At 74.8% G+C, this 16,083-nt stretch carries 14 protein-coding genes; 6 read left to right on the forward strand and 8 right to left on the reverse strand.

Going from position 1 to position 16,083, the window contains the following annotated elements; all coding sequences use genetic code 11:
- Positions 1-2,375, reverse strand: a 2,375-nt coding sequence (locus tag AB0M28_RS36365; protein WP_365414410.1) for a M28 family peptidase, incomplete at its 3' end; no start/stop codon positions are given.
- A 42-nt stretch (positions 2,376-2,417) separates the two neighbouring features.
- On the opposite strand from AB0M28_RS36365, the gene AB0M28_RS36370 reads away from it, so the two are divergent.
- Positions 2,418-3,965 (forward strand): amino acid adenylation domain-containing protein, encoded by a 1,548-nt coding sequence (locus AB0M28_RS36370; RefSeq protein WP_365414412.1) that lies wholly within the window; start codon positions 2,418-2,420, stop codon positions 3,963-3,965.
- Positions 3,966-3,983: 18 nt separating this feature from the next.
- Here the strand turns inward: AB0M28_RS36370 and AB0M28_RS36375 are convergent, their stop codons facing one another.
- From AB0M28_RS36375 to AB0M28_RS36385, 3 genes are read right to left on the reverse strand one after another with little or no spacing between them, the layout of a single operon-like run.
- Positions 3,984-4,634 (reverse strand): 4'-phosphopantetheinyl transferase superfamily protein, encoded by a 651-nt coding sequence (locus AB0M28_RS36375; RefSeq protein ID WP_365414414.1) that lies wholly within the window; start codon positions 4,632-4,634, stop codon positions 3,984-3,986.
- Positions 4,635-4,677: 43 nt separating this feature from the next.
- Positions 4,678-5,742 carry a membrane dipeptidase gene (locus AB0M28_RS36380; RefSeq protein WP_365414416.1) on the reverse strand — a complete coding sequence of 355 codons (1,065 nt, stop codon included), beginning with the start codon at positions 5,740-5,742 and terminating at the stop codon, positions 4,678-4,680.
- 15 nt (positions 5,743-5,757) lie between these two features.
- On the reverse strand, positions 5,758-7,083 hold the full coding sequence (locus AB0M28_RS36385) for an amidohydrolase family protein (RefSeq protein ID WP_365414417.1): 1,326 nt from the start codon (positions 7,081-7,083) through the stop codon (positions 5,758-5,760).
- A 103-nt stretch (positions 7,084-7,186) separates the two neighbouring features.
- Here AB0M28_RS36385 and AB0M28_RS36390 point away from each other — a divergent pair, with 103 nt between their 5' ends.
- Positions 7,187-7,942: a helix-turn-helix domain-containing protein gene (locus AB0M28_RS36390; protein ID WP_365414419.1), complete on the forward strand. Its 756-nt coding sequence runs from the start codon at positions 7,187-7,189 to the stop codon at positions 7,940-7,942.
- A 31-nt stretch (positions 7,943-7,973) separates the two neighbouring features.
- A complete protein-coding gene (locus AB0M28_RS36395) occupies positions 7,974-8,894 on the forward strand; it encodes an NAD(P)-binding domain-containing protein (protein ID WP_365414420.1) in 921 nt (306 codons plus the stop codon).
- A 3-nt stretch (positions 8,895-8,897) separates the two neighbouring features.
- On the opposite strand, the gene AB0M28_RS36400 is transcribed toward AB0M28_RS36395, so the two are convergent.
- Positions 8,898-10,160, reverse strand: a complete 1,263-nt coding sequence (locus AB0M28_RS36400) for an MFS transporter (RefSeq protein ID WP_365414422.1) — start codon at positions 10,158-10,160, stop codon at positions 8,898-8,900.
- A gap of 56 nt (positions 10,161-10,216) precedes the next feature.
- On the opposite strand from AB0M28_RS36400, the gene AB0M28_RS36405 reads away from it, so the two are divergent.
- On the forward strand, positions 10,217-11,245 hold the full coding sequence (locus AB0M28_RS36405) for a helix-turn-helix domain-containing protein (protein ID WP_365414423.1): 1,029 nt from the start codon (positions 10,217-10,219) through the stop codon (positions 11,243-11,245).
- A gap of 22 nt (positions 11,246-11,267) precedes the next feature.
- Here the strand turns inward: AB0M28_RS36405 and AB0M28_RS36410 are convergent, their stop codons facing one another.
- From AB0M28_RS36410 to AB0M28_RS36420, 3 genes are read right to left on the reverse strand one after another with little or no spacing between them, the layout of a single operon-like run.
- The gene (locus tag AB0M28_RS36410) at positions 11,268-11,705 is read right to left on the reverse strand and encodes a GNAT family N-acetyltransferase (protein WP_365414425.1); all 438 of its coding nucleotides are present in this window, start codon (positions 11,703-11,705) and stop codon (positions 11,268-11,270) included.
- A gap of 47 nt (positions 11,706-11,752) precedes the next feature.
- Entirely contained in the window at positions 11,753-12,946 is a 1,194-nt protein-coding gene (locus AB0M28_RS36415) for a M20 family metallopeptidase (protein ID WP_365414427.1), read from the reverse strand.
- Positions 12,947-12,994: 48 nt separating this feature from the next.
- A complete protein-coding gene (locus AB0M28_RS36420) occupies positions 12,995-14,401 on the reverse strand; it encodes an MFS transporter (protein ID WP_365414428.1) in 1,407 nt (468 codons plus the stop codon).
- A gap of 214 nt (positions 14,402-14,615) precedes the next feature.
- Here AB0M28_RS36420 and AB0M28_RS36425 point away from each other — a divergent pair, with 214 nt between their 5' ends.
- Both AB0M28_RS36425 and AB0M28_RS36430 read left to right on the forward strand, forming a co-directional pair.
- Positions 14,616-15,617: an AsnC family transcriptional regulator gene (locus AB0M28_RS36425; protein ID WP_365414430.1), complete on the forward strand. Its 1,002-nt coding sequence runs from the start codon at positions 14,616-14,618 to the stop codon at positions 15,615-15,617.
- Between the two features lie 198 nt (positions 15,618-15,815).
- Positions 15,816-16,019: a cold-shock protein gene (locus AB0M28_RS36430; RefSeq protein ID WP_030069301.1), complete on the forward strand. Its 204-nt coding sequence runs from the start codon at positions 15,816-15,818 to the stop codon at positions 16,017-16,019.
- The last annotated feature ends 64 nt before the right edge of the window (positions 16,020-16,083 follow it).

Genomic DNA, 16,083 nt, shown 5'->3' on the forward strand with positions numbered 1-16,083 from the left:
GCACCCGGCAATCCAGCGGCGCTTCCTTCGCCACCGGCCTCAACGACGCGTTTCTCGCAGCGGGCGCCGTCACCGTGGCCACCGCCGTGTTCATTCGTCACGTACGTGCTGTCGGACGGGGCCACCGACCACTTCGTCCCGGCGGGCGGCGCCTGGTAGTCCGGGAGCCCGGTCAGGCCGTCCGTCTGGTCGATGAGCTTCGCCTGTACGGTCCCGGTCCCCGCGAAGGTCAGCACCACCTCGATGCCGTCCGCGGGCAGGTTGTGGAAGCCGAAGCCCCAGCCCCAGGTGCCGCCGGGCCCCCACGGGTCCACGTCGACCGGCGCCTCGCGGCCGTCGATGCTCGCCCGCACCAGACGCGGCCCGTCGTCCGCCAGATGGAACCACAGGACCGGCGCCCGGCGCGGGGAGCTGAGGCGCAGCCGCACGGTCCGCCCGTCGCCGCTCACCTCGTTCTGCGTGACCGACAGCTCCGGGGCGGCGAGGTCCGCGGCCTTCGCGGGGCCGGTGAGGTAGTCGGAGAAGAGCGGGCCGGTGAGCGGCGGCAGGTCCGGCTCCATCGGCTCGCGCTCGGTGGTGACGTACGCCTTGGACCAGTCGTTGGGCTCCGGATCGGCCGACACCCAGCGCGCCTTGCCGGTGTCGGCGTCGAGGGCGTAGGCCAGGCTGGTCAGCTTCGGCCGGGTCTCGTCCAGCGGGTCCACGGCCAGCCCGACCGCGAACAGCGAGAGCGCGACGGCGCCCGCGACGGCCGTGGTCAGCCGCGGGAACTTCGGTACGAGCAGCTCCAGCAGCGGCACCGCCGGCACGGCCAGCAGCACGATGAGCAGGACGGGCGCGAGCCCCAGCCGTACCCCGAGCGCCGGATAGAGCAGGGCGACGATCGGCACCGCCAGCACGGCGGTGACCGTCGCCCCGAACCCGATGGCGAGCGGCCACCACCCGGGCTTCTTCAGAGCCGCGATCAGACAGCCGGCGCCGGCCGTGAACAGCACGGGCAGGGTGAACAGATACGAGGCTCCGGGAGCGGCGAAGGCGGTCACCGTGCCGAGGAGCGCCAGCCAGGTGAGTCCGGCGCCGAGGAGCGGCACCGGACCGAGTCGGCGCCGGAACACCAGGTACCACGCCGAGACGACCGTGATCCCGAGGACGCTCAACGCCGCCCGGAACCAGCCCGGTTCGTACGTGTCGCCGAGCAGGAACGTCCCGTACTCCGGGCGGGCGCCCACCCAGACCAGCCACAGCGCCAGCGCGAGCAGCGGGGCGAGGACGAGCGGGGCCAGGAAGGACAGCAGCGCCCACAGATAGCTCCGGATCCGCACCCGGACCAGGTACAGCCCGCCGGCCAGCCCCGCCACCGCGGCCGCCAGGAGCGGCAGCACCAGCCAGTCGGGATACGCCACCAGCGTGAACGGCAGCCAGAAGAAGGTGTCCGAGCCCTGGTCGAGGCTGCCCAGGTCGGCGTCGCCGAGGCTGCGGACCAGGGTGAGGTTCTGCGCCCCGTACGTCTGGACGGTCGACGGGCGCACGCGGGCGAGCGAGTCGGCGCCGGAGTCGTAGTAGGGCGAGCTGTCGAGGTAGGCGAAGTTCAGTCCGGTGAAGCCGTCGTCGCTCCACTCGGTGAAGTTGCTGTCGTTGGGGAGGCGGCGGTAGACCTCGGCGGCCAGCGAGAAGCCCAGCGGCTGGCGGACCTCGGCCAGATGTCCGATCACCCCGGCGTTGCCGGTGGAGGTCTGGAACATCACCGGCGGTCCGCTCGCGCCGCGGACCTCGAGGTTGAGGACCACCGAGTGGTCCTTGTCCGGCTTCTCGGTGTCCAGGAAGTGGCGGATGCCGAGCAGGCCCACCTCTTCGGCGTCGGTGAAGACGAACGCCACGTCGTTCTTCAGCTTCGGGCCCTCGGTGAGCGCCCGGGCGACCTCGACCAGTCCGGCGACGTTCACGCCGTTGTCGTTGGCGCCGGGGTTCTTGCGGACCGAGTCGTAGTGGGCGTCGAGGTAGACCGTGCCGTCGCCACCCGTGCCCGGGAGTTCGGCGACCAGGGTGGAGACGCGGCCGGCGGGGAACGGGGAGCCGTTCCAGGCGTTGACGGCGGTGCCCTCGACCAGACGGGTGCGCAGTCCGAGCTTCGTCATCTCCGCCCGCAGGTAGTCGCGCACCTCGTCGTGCGCCTCACTGCCTATGGGGTGCGGCCGGGCGGATATCCGTTCCAGCTGGGTCATCGCCCTGGCCGCGGAGAACTTCTCCGCCGGAGCGCCGGAACCGGCCGCTCCGACCGGGCGCATGGAGATCATGAGGGCGGTGCCGACGGCCAGCAGAACGAGTAACGCGCACAAGCCGGCCGGCACGGGGCGACGGGGGAGGGCGAATCGCATTCGGCGAGTATAGGGACTGGAGATCGCTGACATGATGACGGCATGACAACGGTTATCAAGGCGTTCCGGCGCTGGGCGCGGGAGGCTCCGGACGCGGTCGCGGTGACCGGGTCGGCCGGCGCCGCGGAGGTCTCCTACGGTGAACTCGACCGCTGGTCGGACCGGTTGGCGGAGCGGCTGACCGCGGGGGCGGGAGTCGCCCGCGGCGACCGGGTGGCGGTGTGCCTGCCCCGTTCCGCGGGCCTCGTCGCCGCGCTGCTGGGTGTGCTGAAGGCCGGCGCCGCGTATGTGCCGGTCGACGCCGGGGAGCCCGCGCGCCGGCTGGCGGACGTGCTCGCGGACGCCGGTGTACGGGTGGCGGTGACGGACGCGGACACCGCGGGGCGGTTCGCGGGTCTCGACGTGGCCACGGTGGGCGCCGAGTTCGCGGGCCTCGAAGTGACCACGACCGGCGCCGGGTTCGCGGACGCGCCGCCCGTCCCCGCGCCGCCCGGCGTGGACGCGGGCGACCCGGCGTATCTGATGTTCACCTCCGGCTCCACCGGCCTGCCCAAGGCCGTCGTCGTCCGGCACGGCAACATCACCAATCTGGTGACCGAGCCCAACTACGTGGACCTCGGCCCCTCCGACCGCGTCCTGCAACTGGCCCCGGTCACCTTCGACGCGGCGACCTTCGAGATCTGGGGCGCGCTGCTCAACGGCGCGCGCCTCGTGCTGGCCCCGCCGCGGCAGGTCCACCCCGAGGAACTGGGCGGGCTGCTGCGGGACTCGGGGATCACCGTGCTGTGGCTGACCGCAGCCCTCTTCCACCGCCAGATCGACGCGGACGTCACCGCGTTCGCCGGGCTGCGGACCGTGCTCGCCGGCGGCGACGTGCTGTCGGTGGCGCACCTCGACGCCCTGCGCGAGGCCGTGCCGGGTCTGCAGATCGTGAACGGCTACGGGCCCACGGAGACCACGACGTTCGCCTGCTGCCACCGCGTCGGCGCCGACGAGGACCTGGGCACCGCCGTCCCGATCGGCCGCCCGCTGCAGAACGTGACGGTCACGATCGTCGACGAGCACGGGCAGCCGGTGCCGGACGGCACCCCGGGTGAGCTGTGGATCGGCGGCGCCGGGGTGTCCGGGGGCTACTGGCGGCGGCCGGAGCTGACGGCGGAGCGGTTCGTCCGGGGGACGTGGAGCGGGGCGCGCGGCGTCCACTACCGCAGCGGCGACCGGGCCCGGCGCCGCGCCGACGGGGTGGTCGAGTTCCTGGGCCGGGTCGACGACCAGTTCAAGCTGCGCGGCTTCCGCGTCGAGCCCGGCGAGGTGGAGAACGTACTCACCCGGCACCCGCAGGTGCGGGGCGCGGCGGTGGGTCTGCGCGAGAGCCACACCGGCGAACGGCGGCTCGTGGCCTGGATCGTGCATCCGGGCGGGCCGCTGGACCGCCGCGCGGTACGCGCGTACGTACGGGAGCGGCTCCCCGAGTACATGGTCCCCGCGGCGTTCGTCTCGGTGGACGAACTGCCCGTCACCGCCAACGGGAAGGTGGACCGCAAGGCGCTGCCCGCCCCGGACTGGAGGTCGCGGTCGATCTACGTCTGAGCGATTCCCCGCCGGGGGTCACGGAGCCCGCGTGAACGCCACCGCGGCTCCGTACCCGGGCGGGCACGGCACGTCGCGCAGCGTCCACGGCGCGGGCAGCGGCGCCGGGGACGGACCCGCGCCCACGTGGTCCAGGGCCACCGAGCGGACGACGCCCGCGCCGAGTCCCTTGAGATACGCCTCCTTGCGCACCCAGACGCGGGTGAACGCCGCCACCCGCTCCCGCTCCGGGAGGGCGGTCAGCTCCGCCTGCTCCGCCGGATGCAGCGCCGTGACGAGATCCGCGACCACCGGCGGCGCCGGGAACGCCTCGACGTCCACGCCCAGCGGCGCGCCGGCCAGCCCGACGAGCGCCAACTCCCCGCTGTGCGACAGGGAGAAGTGCACGCCGCCTGCCCCGCCCGCGACCCGCGGCCGCCCGTGCGGGGCCCCGCAGGACACACACGGCTCCCGTTCGAAGACGACGTCCTCGGGCGGTACGCCGAGCCGCTCCCCGAGCACCCGGCGCAGGGTGACGTGCGCGGCCAGATAGGTCCGCCGGTCGGCCTCCCGCCGCAACGACCGCAGCCGGGCCCCCTCCTGGGCGTCCAGCAGCTCCGCGCCCTCGCCGCCGGCCGGCCCCGACGAGGGGACGAGCCACAGCGCCGGCTCCCCCGCGCCTACCGTCACGGCCGGATCGTACAACGGCGGCCGGGCGCCCCAAAGGAGCGGATCAGGCGCCCCAGACCCGCTCGGCGTACGCGACGAAGTTGCCGCCCATCACCTTCGCGATCCGCTCGTCCGACCAGCCGCGCTCCTCCAGCAGGCGGATCAGCTTGCGGAACTGGTCGGCGCCCCGCAGGTCGACCACGAACGGCATCGTGTCGGCCCGCTCCCCCGCCGCCGCGACACCCGCCTCGGCGCGCGCCGCCGTGTGCCCGGCGAGTTCCTCGCGGTAGGCGTCCAGATCGTCGATCGCGGTGACGGGGCCGTCGGTGCCGATGCCGACGTGGTCCTCGCCGCACACGTCGACCGCGTGCACCAGGTGGTCGACGACGTCGGTGGCGCGCGGATGGCCGGAGCCGGTGAGGAAGGGCATGAAGTAGATGCCCACGAAGCCACCGGTGTCGGCCACCAGGCGCAGCTCGTCGTCGGTCTTGTTGCGGGGGAGGTCGCACAGCGCGCGGCAGCCCGTGTGGTTGACCGACACCGGCTGCCGGGACAGCGCCGCGGCCTCCAGACAGGTCTGCTCGCCGCTGTGGGAGAGGTCGACCATGAGGCGGTGCTCGTTCAGCACGTACACCAGATCGCGGCCGAAGGGCGTCAGGCCGCGGTTCTCCGGGGCCATGGCGCCGTCGCCGATGTGGTTGGCCTGGTTGTACGTCAGCTGCACCACGCGGACGCCGAGTTCGGCGAAGGTGGCGACGCGGGTCAGGTCGTCGCCGACGGCGACGGCGTTCTGGAAGCCGTAGATGACGCCGACGCGGTCCTCGTCGCGGGCGCGGCGGATGTCGGCGGCGCTGCGGACCGCCAGGAGGTGGTCCGGGTGGGCGCCGACGATGCCGTCCCAGGTCCGGATCTCCTCGAGCGTGTGCTCGTACGGCTCGAAGTCACCCATCACATAGCCGAGGGTGATGTTCACCGCCGTCAGGCCGGAGCTCTTCGCGTCCGCGAGCGCGCGGGCGTCGATCGCCAGGTCGGCGGCGGTGTGCACCAGTCCGCCGCCGGTGTGCTCGCCGGAGACGTTGGGGTTCTCCAGTCCGCCGAGGGCGTTGACGATCAGCGGGGTGCCGGGCATGCGGGGGCCTTTCGGTCAGGGGCGGTCGTGGCGCCGGCCGCGCTTGACGACGTACTCGATCGTCCGCAGCCGGGTGATGTCCGTGAGCGGGTCCTCGGCGAGGACCACGAAGTCGGCGAGCTTCCCCGCCTCGAGCGAACCCCGCTCCGCCTCGGCGCCCATGCTGCGCGCGCCGACGAGGGTGGCGCTGTGCAGGACCTGCTCGGCGGGGATGCCGCACTCCCGGACCAGGAAGGCGAGTTCGTGGTGGAGCGGCGGCCAGGGGTCGGCGGCGTCGGGGTCGCGGTCGGTGCCGGTGGCCAGGGCCACACCGGCCCGGTACGCCTGGGCGGTGAGGGCGGCGGCCAGCTCGCTGTTGCGACGGGCGGCGGCGGCCGCGTCCGCGTCGTCCGCCTCCTCGGCGGCGTACGCCCACATGCCGGCGGTGGCGTCCAGGATCGTGCCGCGGCGGCGCATGTCCGCGAACAGCCCGTCCATCACCGGGTCGGTCCCCGAGGCGAACCGGGCGTGGTCGACGGGGGGCTTGTCCCGGTACGTCGTGAGCGGCCGGCCGGCCGCCTGGTGCACGAGCAGCGTGACGTGGGAGACGCTGTCCACGCCGGCCCCGATCACCTCGGCCGGGGTGGCGGGGAACACCGCGGCGTGCGCCCAGACGGGGACGCCCTGGCGGTGGGCCTCGGCGGTGATCGCGGCGACGAGGTCGCCGGGGAGGTTCGCGTACACCTTGATCGCCGTGGCGAAGGTGCCGCGGGCCATCGCCACGGCCAGCGGCAGGTCCGTCTCCGGGGTGACCGCCTGCATCCACGGGGTCTCCCCCGGGGTGGCGCCCTGGGCGACCTGCCAGGTCCGCGGGTCGTCGAAGAACGTCGGCCCGGCCATCAGCGCCGCGTAGTGGATGTCCGGCGCGGCGATCTCGCCGACGCGCGCTGCGCGGGCGAGGTCGGCGACCTGGCGCAGGTCGTCCGCCATGTCGCGGGTGGCGGTCACCCCGCCGAGCAGGTCGCGGCGGAGCACCGCCTCGGCCAGCGGGCGGTCGGGCGGGGTGGCGATGTGCTGGTGGGAGTCGATGAGGCCGGGGATGACATGGCGGCCGGCGAGGTCGACGACGGCCGCGCCCGGGTGGTCGGCGTCCGCGACCTCGGCGTCGGGCGCGATCCGCACGACGCGCTCGCCGTCGACGACCAGCGTGGTGCCGGGGCGGGCCGGGGAGCCGGTGCCGTCGAAGACGGTGGCGCCGCGGTAGAGGGTCGCCTTCCCGGCGGGGGCGGGCGCGAAGGGCTGGGGCGCTCCGGCGGGGGCGGGCGCGGGGAGCGGGGGCGCTCCGGCGGCTTCGCTGCTCACACTCTCTCCGCTTCCCTGGATCTGTTTCATCTGATGTAATCATCAGTACGTCTGGTGAAACACGTGGCACCCTAACCCACCCGCCCAAGGAAGGTGAAGGCCCATGGCCGCCTCAGCCACCTCCGCGGTGGACAAGGCCCTCGATCTCGTGGAGGCCGTCACCCGGTCCCCGCACCCGCCCCGGCTCAGCGAACTCGCCGACGGCCTGGGCCTGCACCGCGCCACGGCCTACCGGGTGCTGGTGGACCTGGGCCGCCGGGGCTGGGTGCTGCGCCTGGGCGACCGCTATCTGCCCGGGCCCGTGCTGCTGCAGCTGACGGCGGGAGCCGCCGCGCGCTCACTGGCCGCGCTGGCGCGTCCGGTGCTCGAGGACCTGTCCGCGCGGACCGGGCTGATGGTCAACCTCCAGGTGCCGGCCGGCGACCGCTCGCGCGTCGTCGACGTGGTGCGGCCCGACCGGCTCGCCATGCTCAGCGATCTGCGCGACGAGCTGCTGCCCCTCCACCGCTTCGCGGGCCCGCTGGCCCTGGTCGCCGCACTCGGCGAGGCCGAGCGTGAGCCGTTCCTGCGGGCCGCCGAGGCCCAGGGCCACCCGCTGGACGGCCCCGGCGGGCTGCGGGCCGAGCTGGCGCGTACGGCCCGGACCGGGCACGCCGTGCAGCGGGAACGGGCCCAGCAGCTGGTGGCGTCGGCGTCCCGCGCGCTCACCGCGCCGGGCGGCGCGCCGGTCTGCGCGCTGACGCTGGTGGGCCCCTCCGCGGAGTTCGCCGATCCCCGACTCGCCGGTCTGCTGCGGGAGCTGGACCGGGGCGCGGAGGAACTCCGGCGCGTCCTGGGCGCGATCGGCGGTACCCCATGACCCTGCACTTCGACGAACCCGGTGACAACTGATGCGCGACACCCTCATCCTCGGCCACGAGGCCACCCGCGCCGCCCTGGCCCCGGCGGCGGTCACCGAGGCGGTGACCACCGCGCTGATCGCGATCGCCGACGGCACGGTGTCGGCCCCGCCGCGGATCGCCGCGTTCGCGCCCGCGGGACTGCTCGGGGCGATGCCCGCGTACGTCCCCGGGCTCGGGCTGTCCGCCAAGCTCGTCTCCGTCTTCGACGACCCGGAGCATCCGGGCCGCAGCGCCCACCAGGGCGTGGTGGCCCTGTTCGACGAGCACAACGGCTCGCTGCTGGCCCTGCTCGACGGGGAGTCCGTGACAGCGGTCCGCACCGCGGCCTGCGCGACCGTCGCGATGCGGGCGCTCGCCCGCCCCGGGCCGCGCCGGATCACGGTCATCGGCACGGGCGTGCAGGCCACGGCCCAGCTCGCGCTGCTGGCGGCGCTCGGCACCACCGCCGAGGTCACCGTCGCGGGGCGCGACGAGGGCCGCGCGCGGGCCGCCGCCCAGGCGTTCCCGGGCGCGCGGACGGCAACGGTACGGGAGGCCGTGGACGGGGCCGACGTCGTCTTCTGCTGCACGGCGACGCGCACCCCCGTCCTCGCGTACGACTGGCTCGCGCCCGGCGCGCACGTCAGCTCGGTCGGGGGCTTCGACGGCTGCGAACTCGACGCCGGGACGGTCCGGGCCGGCTCGGTCTTCGTCGAGTGGCCGGGCGCGGTCACCTCCCCGCCCCCGGCCGGCGCCGACGAGCTCCAGGGCCTGCCGGAGGGCGGCGCCACGCTGATCGGCGACGTGCTGGCCGGACGCCACCCGGGCCGTCGTACGGACGGGGAGACGACGGTGTTCAAGTCCACCGGCCACGCGGCGCTCGACACCGCGGCGGCGGCCGTGGTGTACCGGACGCACGCGCCGAGTTAGGGGTCACGTCCGGCCGGCGGCCGCCCACCGTACGGCCGCCGGCATCGCCGCGCCCGCCGCGGTGAACACGGCCGCCAGGAACGCCCAGCCCGCGAGGCCGTGGGCGACCGCCGTGGCGGTGACGACGGCCGGGCCCAGGGTCAGGGCCGCCACCTTGCCGGCGTTGAAGACACCCTGGTACTCGCCGATGGCTCGCGGGTCCGCCAGGTCGTATCCGAGCAGCCAACTGCCCGCCTCGGACAGCACCTCGCCGAGGACCTGCAGTGCCACGCCGGCGAGCAGGACCAGCGCCGCCGCCCAGCCGGGCAGTCCGTGCGCGGCCGCGAAGACGAGGCACGCGACGGCGAGCAGCAGGCCCGCCCGGCGGCAGGCGCGGGCGGCGGACCGCGGATCGCGGGTGACGCGGGTGGCCCGCACCTGGAGGGCCACGACGAGCACGGTGTTGAGGACCATCGTGGCGGCGACCAGCGCCCGCGGGGCGTCGGTGTGCTGGACGATCCACAACGGGAGGCCGACGTTGAGCACCGCGAACTGCAGCGCCATCAGGCCGCCCAGCGCGGTCACGGCGAGGAACGGCACGTCGCGCAGGGCGCGTCGGCGCTTCGTGTCACCGGGCCCGGCGGCGGGCGCCTCTCCCCCGGGCTCCTCCGGGTCGCGGTCGGCCACCAGCGGGATGCCCGGCAGCAGGGCCGCCGCGGCCGCGAACGTCAGCGCGTTCACGAGGATCACCACGACGTACCCGCCCCGCGTGTCCGCCTGCAGGGCCAGCGCCGCGCACGCGGCGCCCGCGCCGAAGCCGACGTTCGCCACCGCCCGCAGATAGCCCCGCCCCGCCATCCGCGTCTCGGCCGGCAGCGCCTCGGCGTACAGCGCGCCCGTCGCCGTCCCCGCGGCTTCTACGAGCGCCGTCTCGACGCAGACGAGCACCAGGAACGCGGGGAAGCTGTCCACCTGCGTGTACGCCGCCATGCCGACGGCCTCCAGCACGAAGAGCACGCCCAGCACCCGCCGGCTGCCCCACCGGTCCGCCGCCCGGCCGGCGGGAACGCTCGCGACGACGCCGCACACCCCGCCGACGGTGAGGCCGAGGCCCACCTGGCCGGCGCCGAGTCCCACCACCCGCGTGAAGTACAGGGCGCTGACGGTCAGATACATGCCCGTACCGAGCATGTTGACCAGCACCATCCAGGTCAGTCTGCGTACGGCGGGATCGGGGTGCAGCAGGCGCCGGACGCCCGGTGCGGGAGCAGTCGTCGTGGTAGTCATGGTGCCGATCACAGTGCGGTTCCCCGCCGCGGTGAAGACATTTAGTGTGGCGCTCAATGAGCACGCACACGCACCACCTGCACCCGGTCGCGAAGACCACCGTCCGCTTCCGCCTGGGCCTCGCCGATCTGGCGGCCACCTCGTTCGCCTGCTCGGCGCTGCAGGAGACGGTGCTCAGCCTGCGCATGTGGGGGGAGTCGGCGCAGTTCGCCGAGCAGCTCCCCTGGTTCGACCGGATCCGGCCGGAGTTCCAGGCCCTCCGCCACCGCGACCTGCTGCTGGCGCTGGCGAGCCGGCACCACTACCTCCCCGACTTCCTCACCCCGCGTCCCGCGACCGCCTGGCCCGACGTCGCGAAGGAGCTCGCCGCGGTGCGCGCGACGCCCCCGGAGCTCGTCCGGCCGGACCTGGAGCGGACGTTCCTGCCCCGCGAGGGCGCGCTGCCGGAACTGCTCGAGACGGGACTCTCCGATCCGGTGGCGCTGCTCGGCCGGATCGCGGACGGCCTGCAGGAGTACTGGGACCGCTGTCTGGCACCCGGCTGGTGGCCGCGGGCCCGCTCCGTCCTCCAGGCGGACCTCGTCCACCGCGCGCGCCGCCTCGCCGAGTGCGGGGCGGACGGCCTCTTCGCCGACCTCGACCACCGGGTGAGCTGGCACGACGGCGTGCTCACCCTCCGGTTCGGCGGACCGGCGGGGCCCGGCACGGACGTGGAGGTGGCCGGGCGCGGGCTGGTGCTCGTACCGACGCTCTTCGCGCGTGCCGCGAACACCCTGATCACGCCGGGACCGGCCCCGGTCCTGCTGTACCCGGCCCGGGGCCGCGCCACGATGGGCGAGTCCCCCGACCCGCCGCCCACCACCCAGGCGCTGCGACGCCTGCTCGGCGCCCCGCGCGCCCGGCTCCTGGGGCTGCTGGCGGAGCCCGCCTCCACCACGGAGCTGGCCCGCCGCCTGGACGTCACCCCCAGCGCGGTGAGCCAGCACCTCGCGGTCCTGCGCGGCGCCCGGCTGGTCAACCGCGCCCGGCACGGCGGGGTGGTGCTGTACGCCCGCAGCGCGCTGGGTGAGGAACTCTGCGCCTGACGGGGGCGCCCGGCCGACCCGCCTACCCGCCGACCGGATAGCGGTAGACCGTGGACTGCCGGACCTGGAAGCCGAGCCGTTCGTACAGCCGGTTGGCCGCCGCGCGGTCCGGCCGGGAGGTGAGGTCCACCGTCCGCGCGCCCGCCTCCCGGGCGATCCGCAGGGCCTCCTCGGTGAGCAGCCCCGCGACGCCCTGCCCGCGGGCCGCGCTGTCGACGACCACGTCCTCGACACGGCCCCGCAGGCCGGCCGGCAGCGGCAGCAGCACCAGCGTCAGGGTGCCGACGATCGCGTCGCCCGCCCGCGCGACGAGCACCGTGTTGGCGTCGCACGCCACCATCCGTTCGACGGCCTCGCGGTCGAGCGGCTCGGCCGTGGAGGACAGCTGCGGCAGCAACCTGGCGAAGGCGTCGACGAGCTCGTCACTCGCCTCCCGGGCGATCTCCACGTGGATGTCCATGCCAGGAGCGTATCCGCTCGTGCGACGCCCCCGGATCGCCGCCCGGTTCACACCGTGAGGCGGTCCATCGCCAGGCTCGCGAGCAGCGCGGCGGCGTCCGGGAGGACGGAGTCGTCGAACCGGGCGTCGGGCGAGTGGTTGTAGGCGGCGCTGAACGGATCGCGGTCCGGCGGGCACGCGCCCAGCATCAGATAGGCGGACGGGACGAGTTCGCCGAGGACGCCGAAGTCCTCGGACCCCATGATCGGATGGGGCATCTCCACGTACCGGTCGTCCCCCACCAGTCGCCGTGCCGTCCGCTCCGCGAAGGCGGTCTCCGCCGGGTCGTTGACGGTCACCGGGTAGCCGTCGCGGTAGTCCGCCGTCGCCGTGAGACCGTGCGCGGCCGCGATGCCGTGCACCACGCGCTGCGACTCCTCCCGTACCCGCTCGCGGGCCTCGGCGGAGAAGGTCCGCACGGTCGCGGAGAAGACCGCCGTGTCCGGGATGACGTTGTCGGCCGATCCGGCATGGAAGCTGCCGACGGTCAGCACCAGCGGGTCGAACGCGTCGAAGCGCCGCGTCGCCATCGTCTGCAGGGCGACGACCGCCTCGCACGCGGCGGGGATCGGGTCCAGGGCGGTGTGCGGCATCGAACCGTGGCCGCCGCGCCCGCGCATGGTGACCACGAGTTCGTCCGCGGCCGCCAGCACCGGCCCGGGCTTGGTCGCGACCCAGCCGCCGGGCAGCAGCGCGGCGCCGACGTGCAGGGCGTACGCGGCGACCACCCGTCTGCCGGCAGCGTCGAGCACGCCCTCGTCGACCATGAGCCGGGCGCCGCCCTCCCCCTCCTCGCCGGGCTGGAACATGAACACGACGTCACCGGCCAGTTCGGCCCTGCGCTCGGCCAGCAGCCGCGCCGCGCCCACCAGGGCGGCGGTGTGCAGATCGTGTCCGCAGGCGTGCATGGCCCCCGGAATCCGGGAGGCGTACGGCAGCCCCTCGGCCTCCTGCACGGGCAGCGCGTCCATGTCCGCGCGCAGCAGCACCGCGGGCCCCGGACGTCCGCCGCGCAGCACGGCGACGACGGAGCTGAGCCGCTTGCCGAGGGTGAGCTCCAGCCCCAGCCCCTCCAGCGCGGCCAGCACCCGGGCCTGGGTGAGCGGCAGTTCGAGGCCGATCTCCGGCTCCTGGTGCAGGGCGCGCCGCAGCTCCACCAGCTCGGAGCGGATGGCGGCGGCGGACTCCGACAGGGTGGTCATCGTGTCTCCTTGGTGGCGGTTCGGGTACTTCAGGAATGAGGGAGCGCCTCACGCGGCCTCGGCGACCGGCTCGGCCGCGGCCCCGCGCCCGCGTGTCCGGCCCGCGCCGCGCAGCGCCAGCGCCACGGGCACGCCCACGGCGCTGAGGACCGCGCACGAGGCCCACACCGTGACGTACGCGCCCTCCAGCGGAACGTCCGCCCGCAGCAGCATCGTGTCCAGGACCGCGGCGCCCGCCGCGCCGGTCGCGGCGCCGGCCAGGGTCTTGAGGGTGTTGTAGACGCCGGTGCCCACCCCGGTGTGCTCCGCCGGCAGCCGGCGCATCAGCAGCGCGGGCAGCAGGCTCAGCCCGAGCCCGCCGCCGTATCCGGCGATCAGGCTCGGCAGGACGAAGGCCGCCGCGCCGGTGTGGTGCAGCGTGATCGCGCCGTAGCCGGCCGCCCCGGCCGCGAACGCCGCGGTCAGCACGGCGCGTTCGCCGAAGCGGCGCCCCAGCCGGTGCGCGGTAAGCGAGCCCAGCAGCGCGCCCGCCACCGCGGGCAGGGTCAGCAGCCCCAGCAGGCCGCTGTCGGCGTCGAGCCCGTAGCCGGCCCTCGCCGGATCGGCCGCCTGGAAGCTCAGGGTGGCGGACTGGGCCCCGTACAGCACGCAGCCGAGCAGGAAGCTCAGCGCGAACACGGGGGCGGTCGCCCGGCCGGCCAGCACCCGCAGGTCCAGCAGCGGTGATACGGCGCGCAGTTCGTGCCGTACGAACAGACCGAGCAGCAGCACCGCCCCTGCCAGCAGCCCCAGCACACCGGCCGCCCCGAGGCCGGCCCCGCTGACCGAGCCGAACAGCAGGCCGAGCCCCAGGGAGAGCAGCGCCGCGCCCTGCCAGTCGATCGCGCCCCGGGCCCGGGTGCCGGACTCCGGCACGCCGCGCGACACCAGCAGCAGCCCGAGCAGGGGCAGTACGGCCAGCCCGTACAGCAGCGGCCGCAGTCCGCCGCCGTCCGTGCCCGGCAGTCCGACCGCCACCGCGCCGACGATGCTGCCGAGGGTGAGGGACCCCACCAGCAGGCCCACCGCGCGCCCGCCCCGGTCGGGGCCGAGCGCGTCGCGGACGATGGCGAACTCCAGCGGCAGCCAGCAGGCGAGGAAGCCCGCGAGCGCCCGCCCGGCGAGCAGCACGGGCAGCGACTGGGCGAGCGCGGTGAGGAGGAAGCCCGCGAAGGTCAGTACGAGGGTGATCCGCAGCCAGCGCCGGTGGCCGAGCAGGTCCCCGAGCCGGGAGGTCACGGGCACGGCGATGCCGGAGACCAGGAACTCCAGGCCGGTGGCCAGCGACTGGTCCGCCGCCCCGAGACGCAGCCGGTCGGCCAGATCGGGCAGCAGGACGGGGAACCCGCCCTGCAGGATCCCGCTGCCGAACTCCACCAGCACCAGCAGTGCGACGATTCGTGCCGGGCGGGACATGGGCGACTCCCCGTACGTGCCATGAGGCGGCGGAAACATGCGGACCATGAGGTGGCGGGAACATGCGTGCCGTGAAGTGGCGGGAACATGCGTGCCATGAGGTGTGGCGGAAACAATGGCTAACCTCTGGCCCTGTGGAAGCGCACTGCAAGAATCGGCCTCAGCACACCGCGTGCCGCACGGATCGGCCACGACCGGGAACCCCGGACCGGCCATGACCGACGAACTCGACCTCGCGCTCGTCGACGCCCTGCGCGTCGCCCCGCGCGCCCCCTGGTCCCTGCTCGCCGGGCCGCTGGGCGTCGACCCGGCCACGCTGTCGCGCCGCTGGGCCCGGCTGACGGCGGCCGGCGACGCGTGGGTGACCTGCTATCCCTCGCCGGAGCGCCTCGGTACGGGCCTGGCCGCGCTGGTCGAGGTCGAGTGCCGGGCGGGCGAGGTGACCGCCGCCGCGGCGCGGCTCGCCGAGGAGCCCTGGGCGGCGACCGTGCAGATCGTCACGGGCGGCACGGACCTGCTCCTCACGGTCGCGGCGTACGGGCCGGAGGAGCTGGCGCGCTGCCTGCTGGAGCGGCTGGCCGCCGTCCCGGGCGTGCTGCGCAGCCGCACCTCACCGGTGCAGCGGATGCTGTGGGAGGGCAGCCGCTGGCACGACGGCGCCCTCGACCCCGGGCAGCGCGCGGCGATCGCCGCCCGCCGGCCCGCGGACGACACCGCCCGCCGCGCTCCCGACCTGGCCGTGGACCTGCGCATCGCCCAGGCGCTGGGCGCGGACGGCCGGATGCCGGTCGCCGAGCTGGCCCACCGCACGGGGATGCCGCCCACCACGGTGCGCCGCCGCCTCGGGCTGCTGCTCGCGGGCGGCGAGCTGGTGCTGCGCTGCGACGCCTCGCCCGAGATCACCGGCCATCCGCAGAGCACCGAACTCTGGATCGAGGCCCCGCCCGGCGAGCTGGAGGCGGTCGCGGCCGGCCTGATCGCGCTGCCGCAGACCCGCATGTGCGCGCTCACCCTCGGTGACGCGAACCTCACGGCCTCGCTGGTGACCCACCATCCGTCGGAGGCCGCCCGCGCCGAGCAGGACCTGTGCCGCCGCTTCCCGTCCGTGCGGATCCGCTCCCGCCGGCTGACCCTGCGTACGGCCAAACTCGCGGGCAACCTCCTGGACGCGTCCGGCCGCAGGACGGGCTACGTCCCGATCACGCCGGCGGGCTGACCGCACCGAATTCCGCGGGGAGCGGCGGAGCGCCTCCGTCGCCGATCCGTCACCGACCGCTGACCTGTGCTAAGGTAAAGACGTTGCAGTTGTGGTACCCATGAACCCATGTGCGCCTGACGGGAATGTTTCCATTAGGCGCATTATTTGTTTTCCGGCATATCCGGATGGGGCCGCTCCCTACGGAATGAGAAGATCATGGCACAGGGAACCGTCAAGTGGTTCAACGCCGAAAAGGGTTTCGGCTTCATCGAGCAGGACGGCGGCGGCCCCGACGTCTTCGCCCACTACTCGAACATCGCGACCCAGGGCTTCCGTGAGCTCCAGGAGGGCCAGCGGGTCTCGTTCGACGTCACGCAGGGCCAGAAGGGCCCGCAGGCGGAGAACATCGTCCCGGCCTGATCGCCGGACGCGAACCGTCCACCGGGGTCCGCACCGTCACGGTGCGTCCAGGGCGAGTGTGCGC

Origin of the sequence: Streptomyces sp. NPDC051940 (genome assembly GCF_040680895.1) — a bacterium.
Classification (GTDB): domain Bacteria; phylum Actinomycetota; class Actinomycetes; order Streptomycetales; family Streptomycetaceae; genus Streptomyces.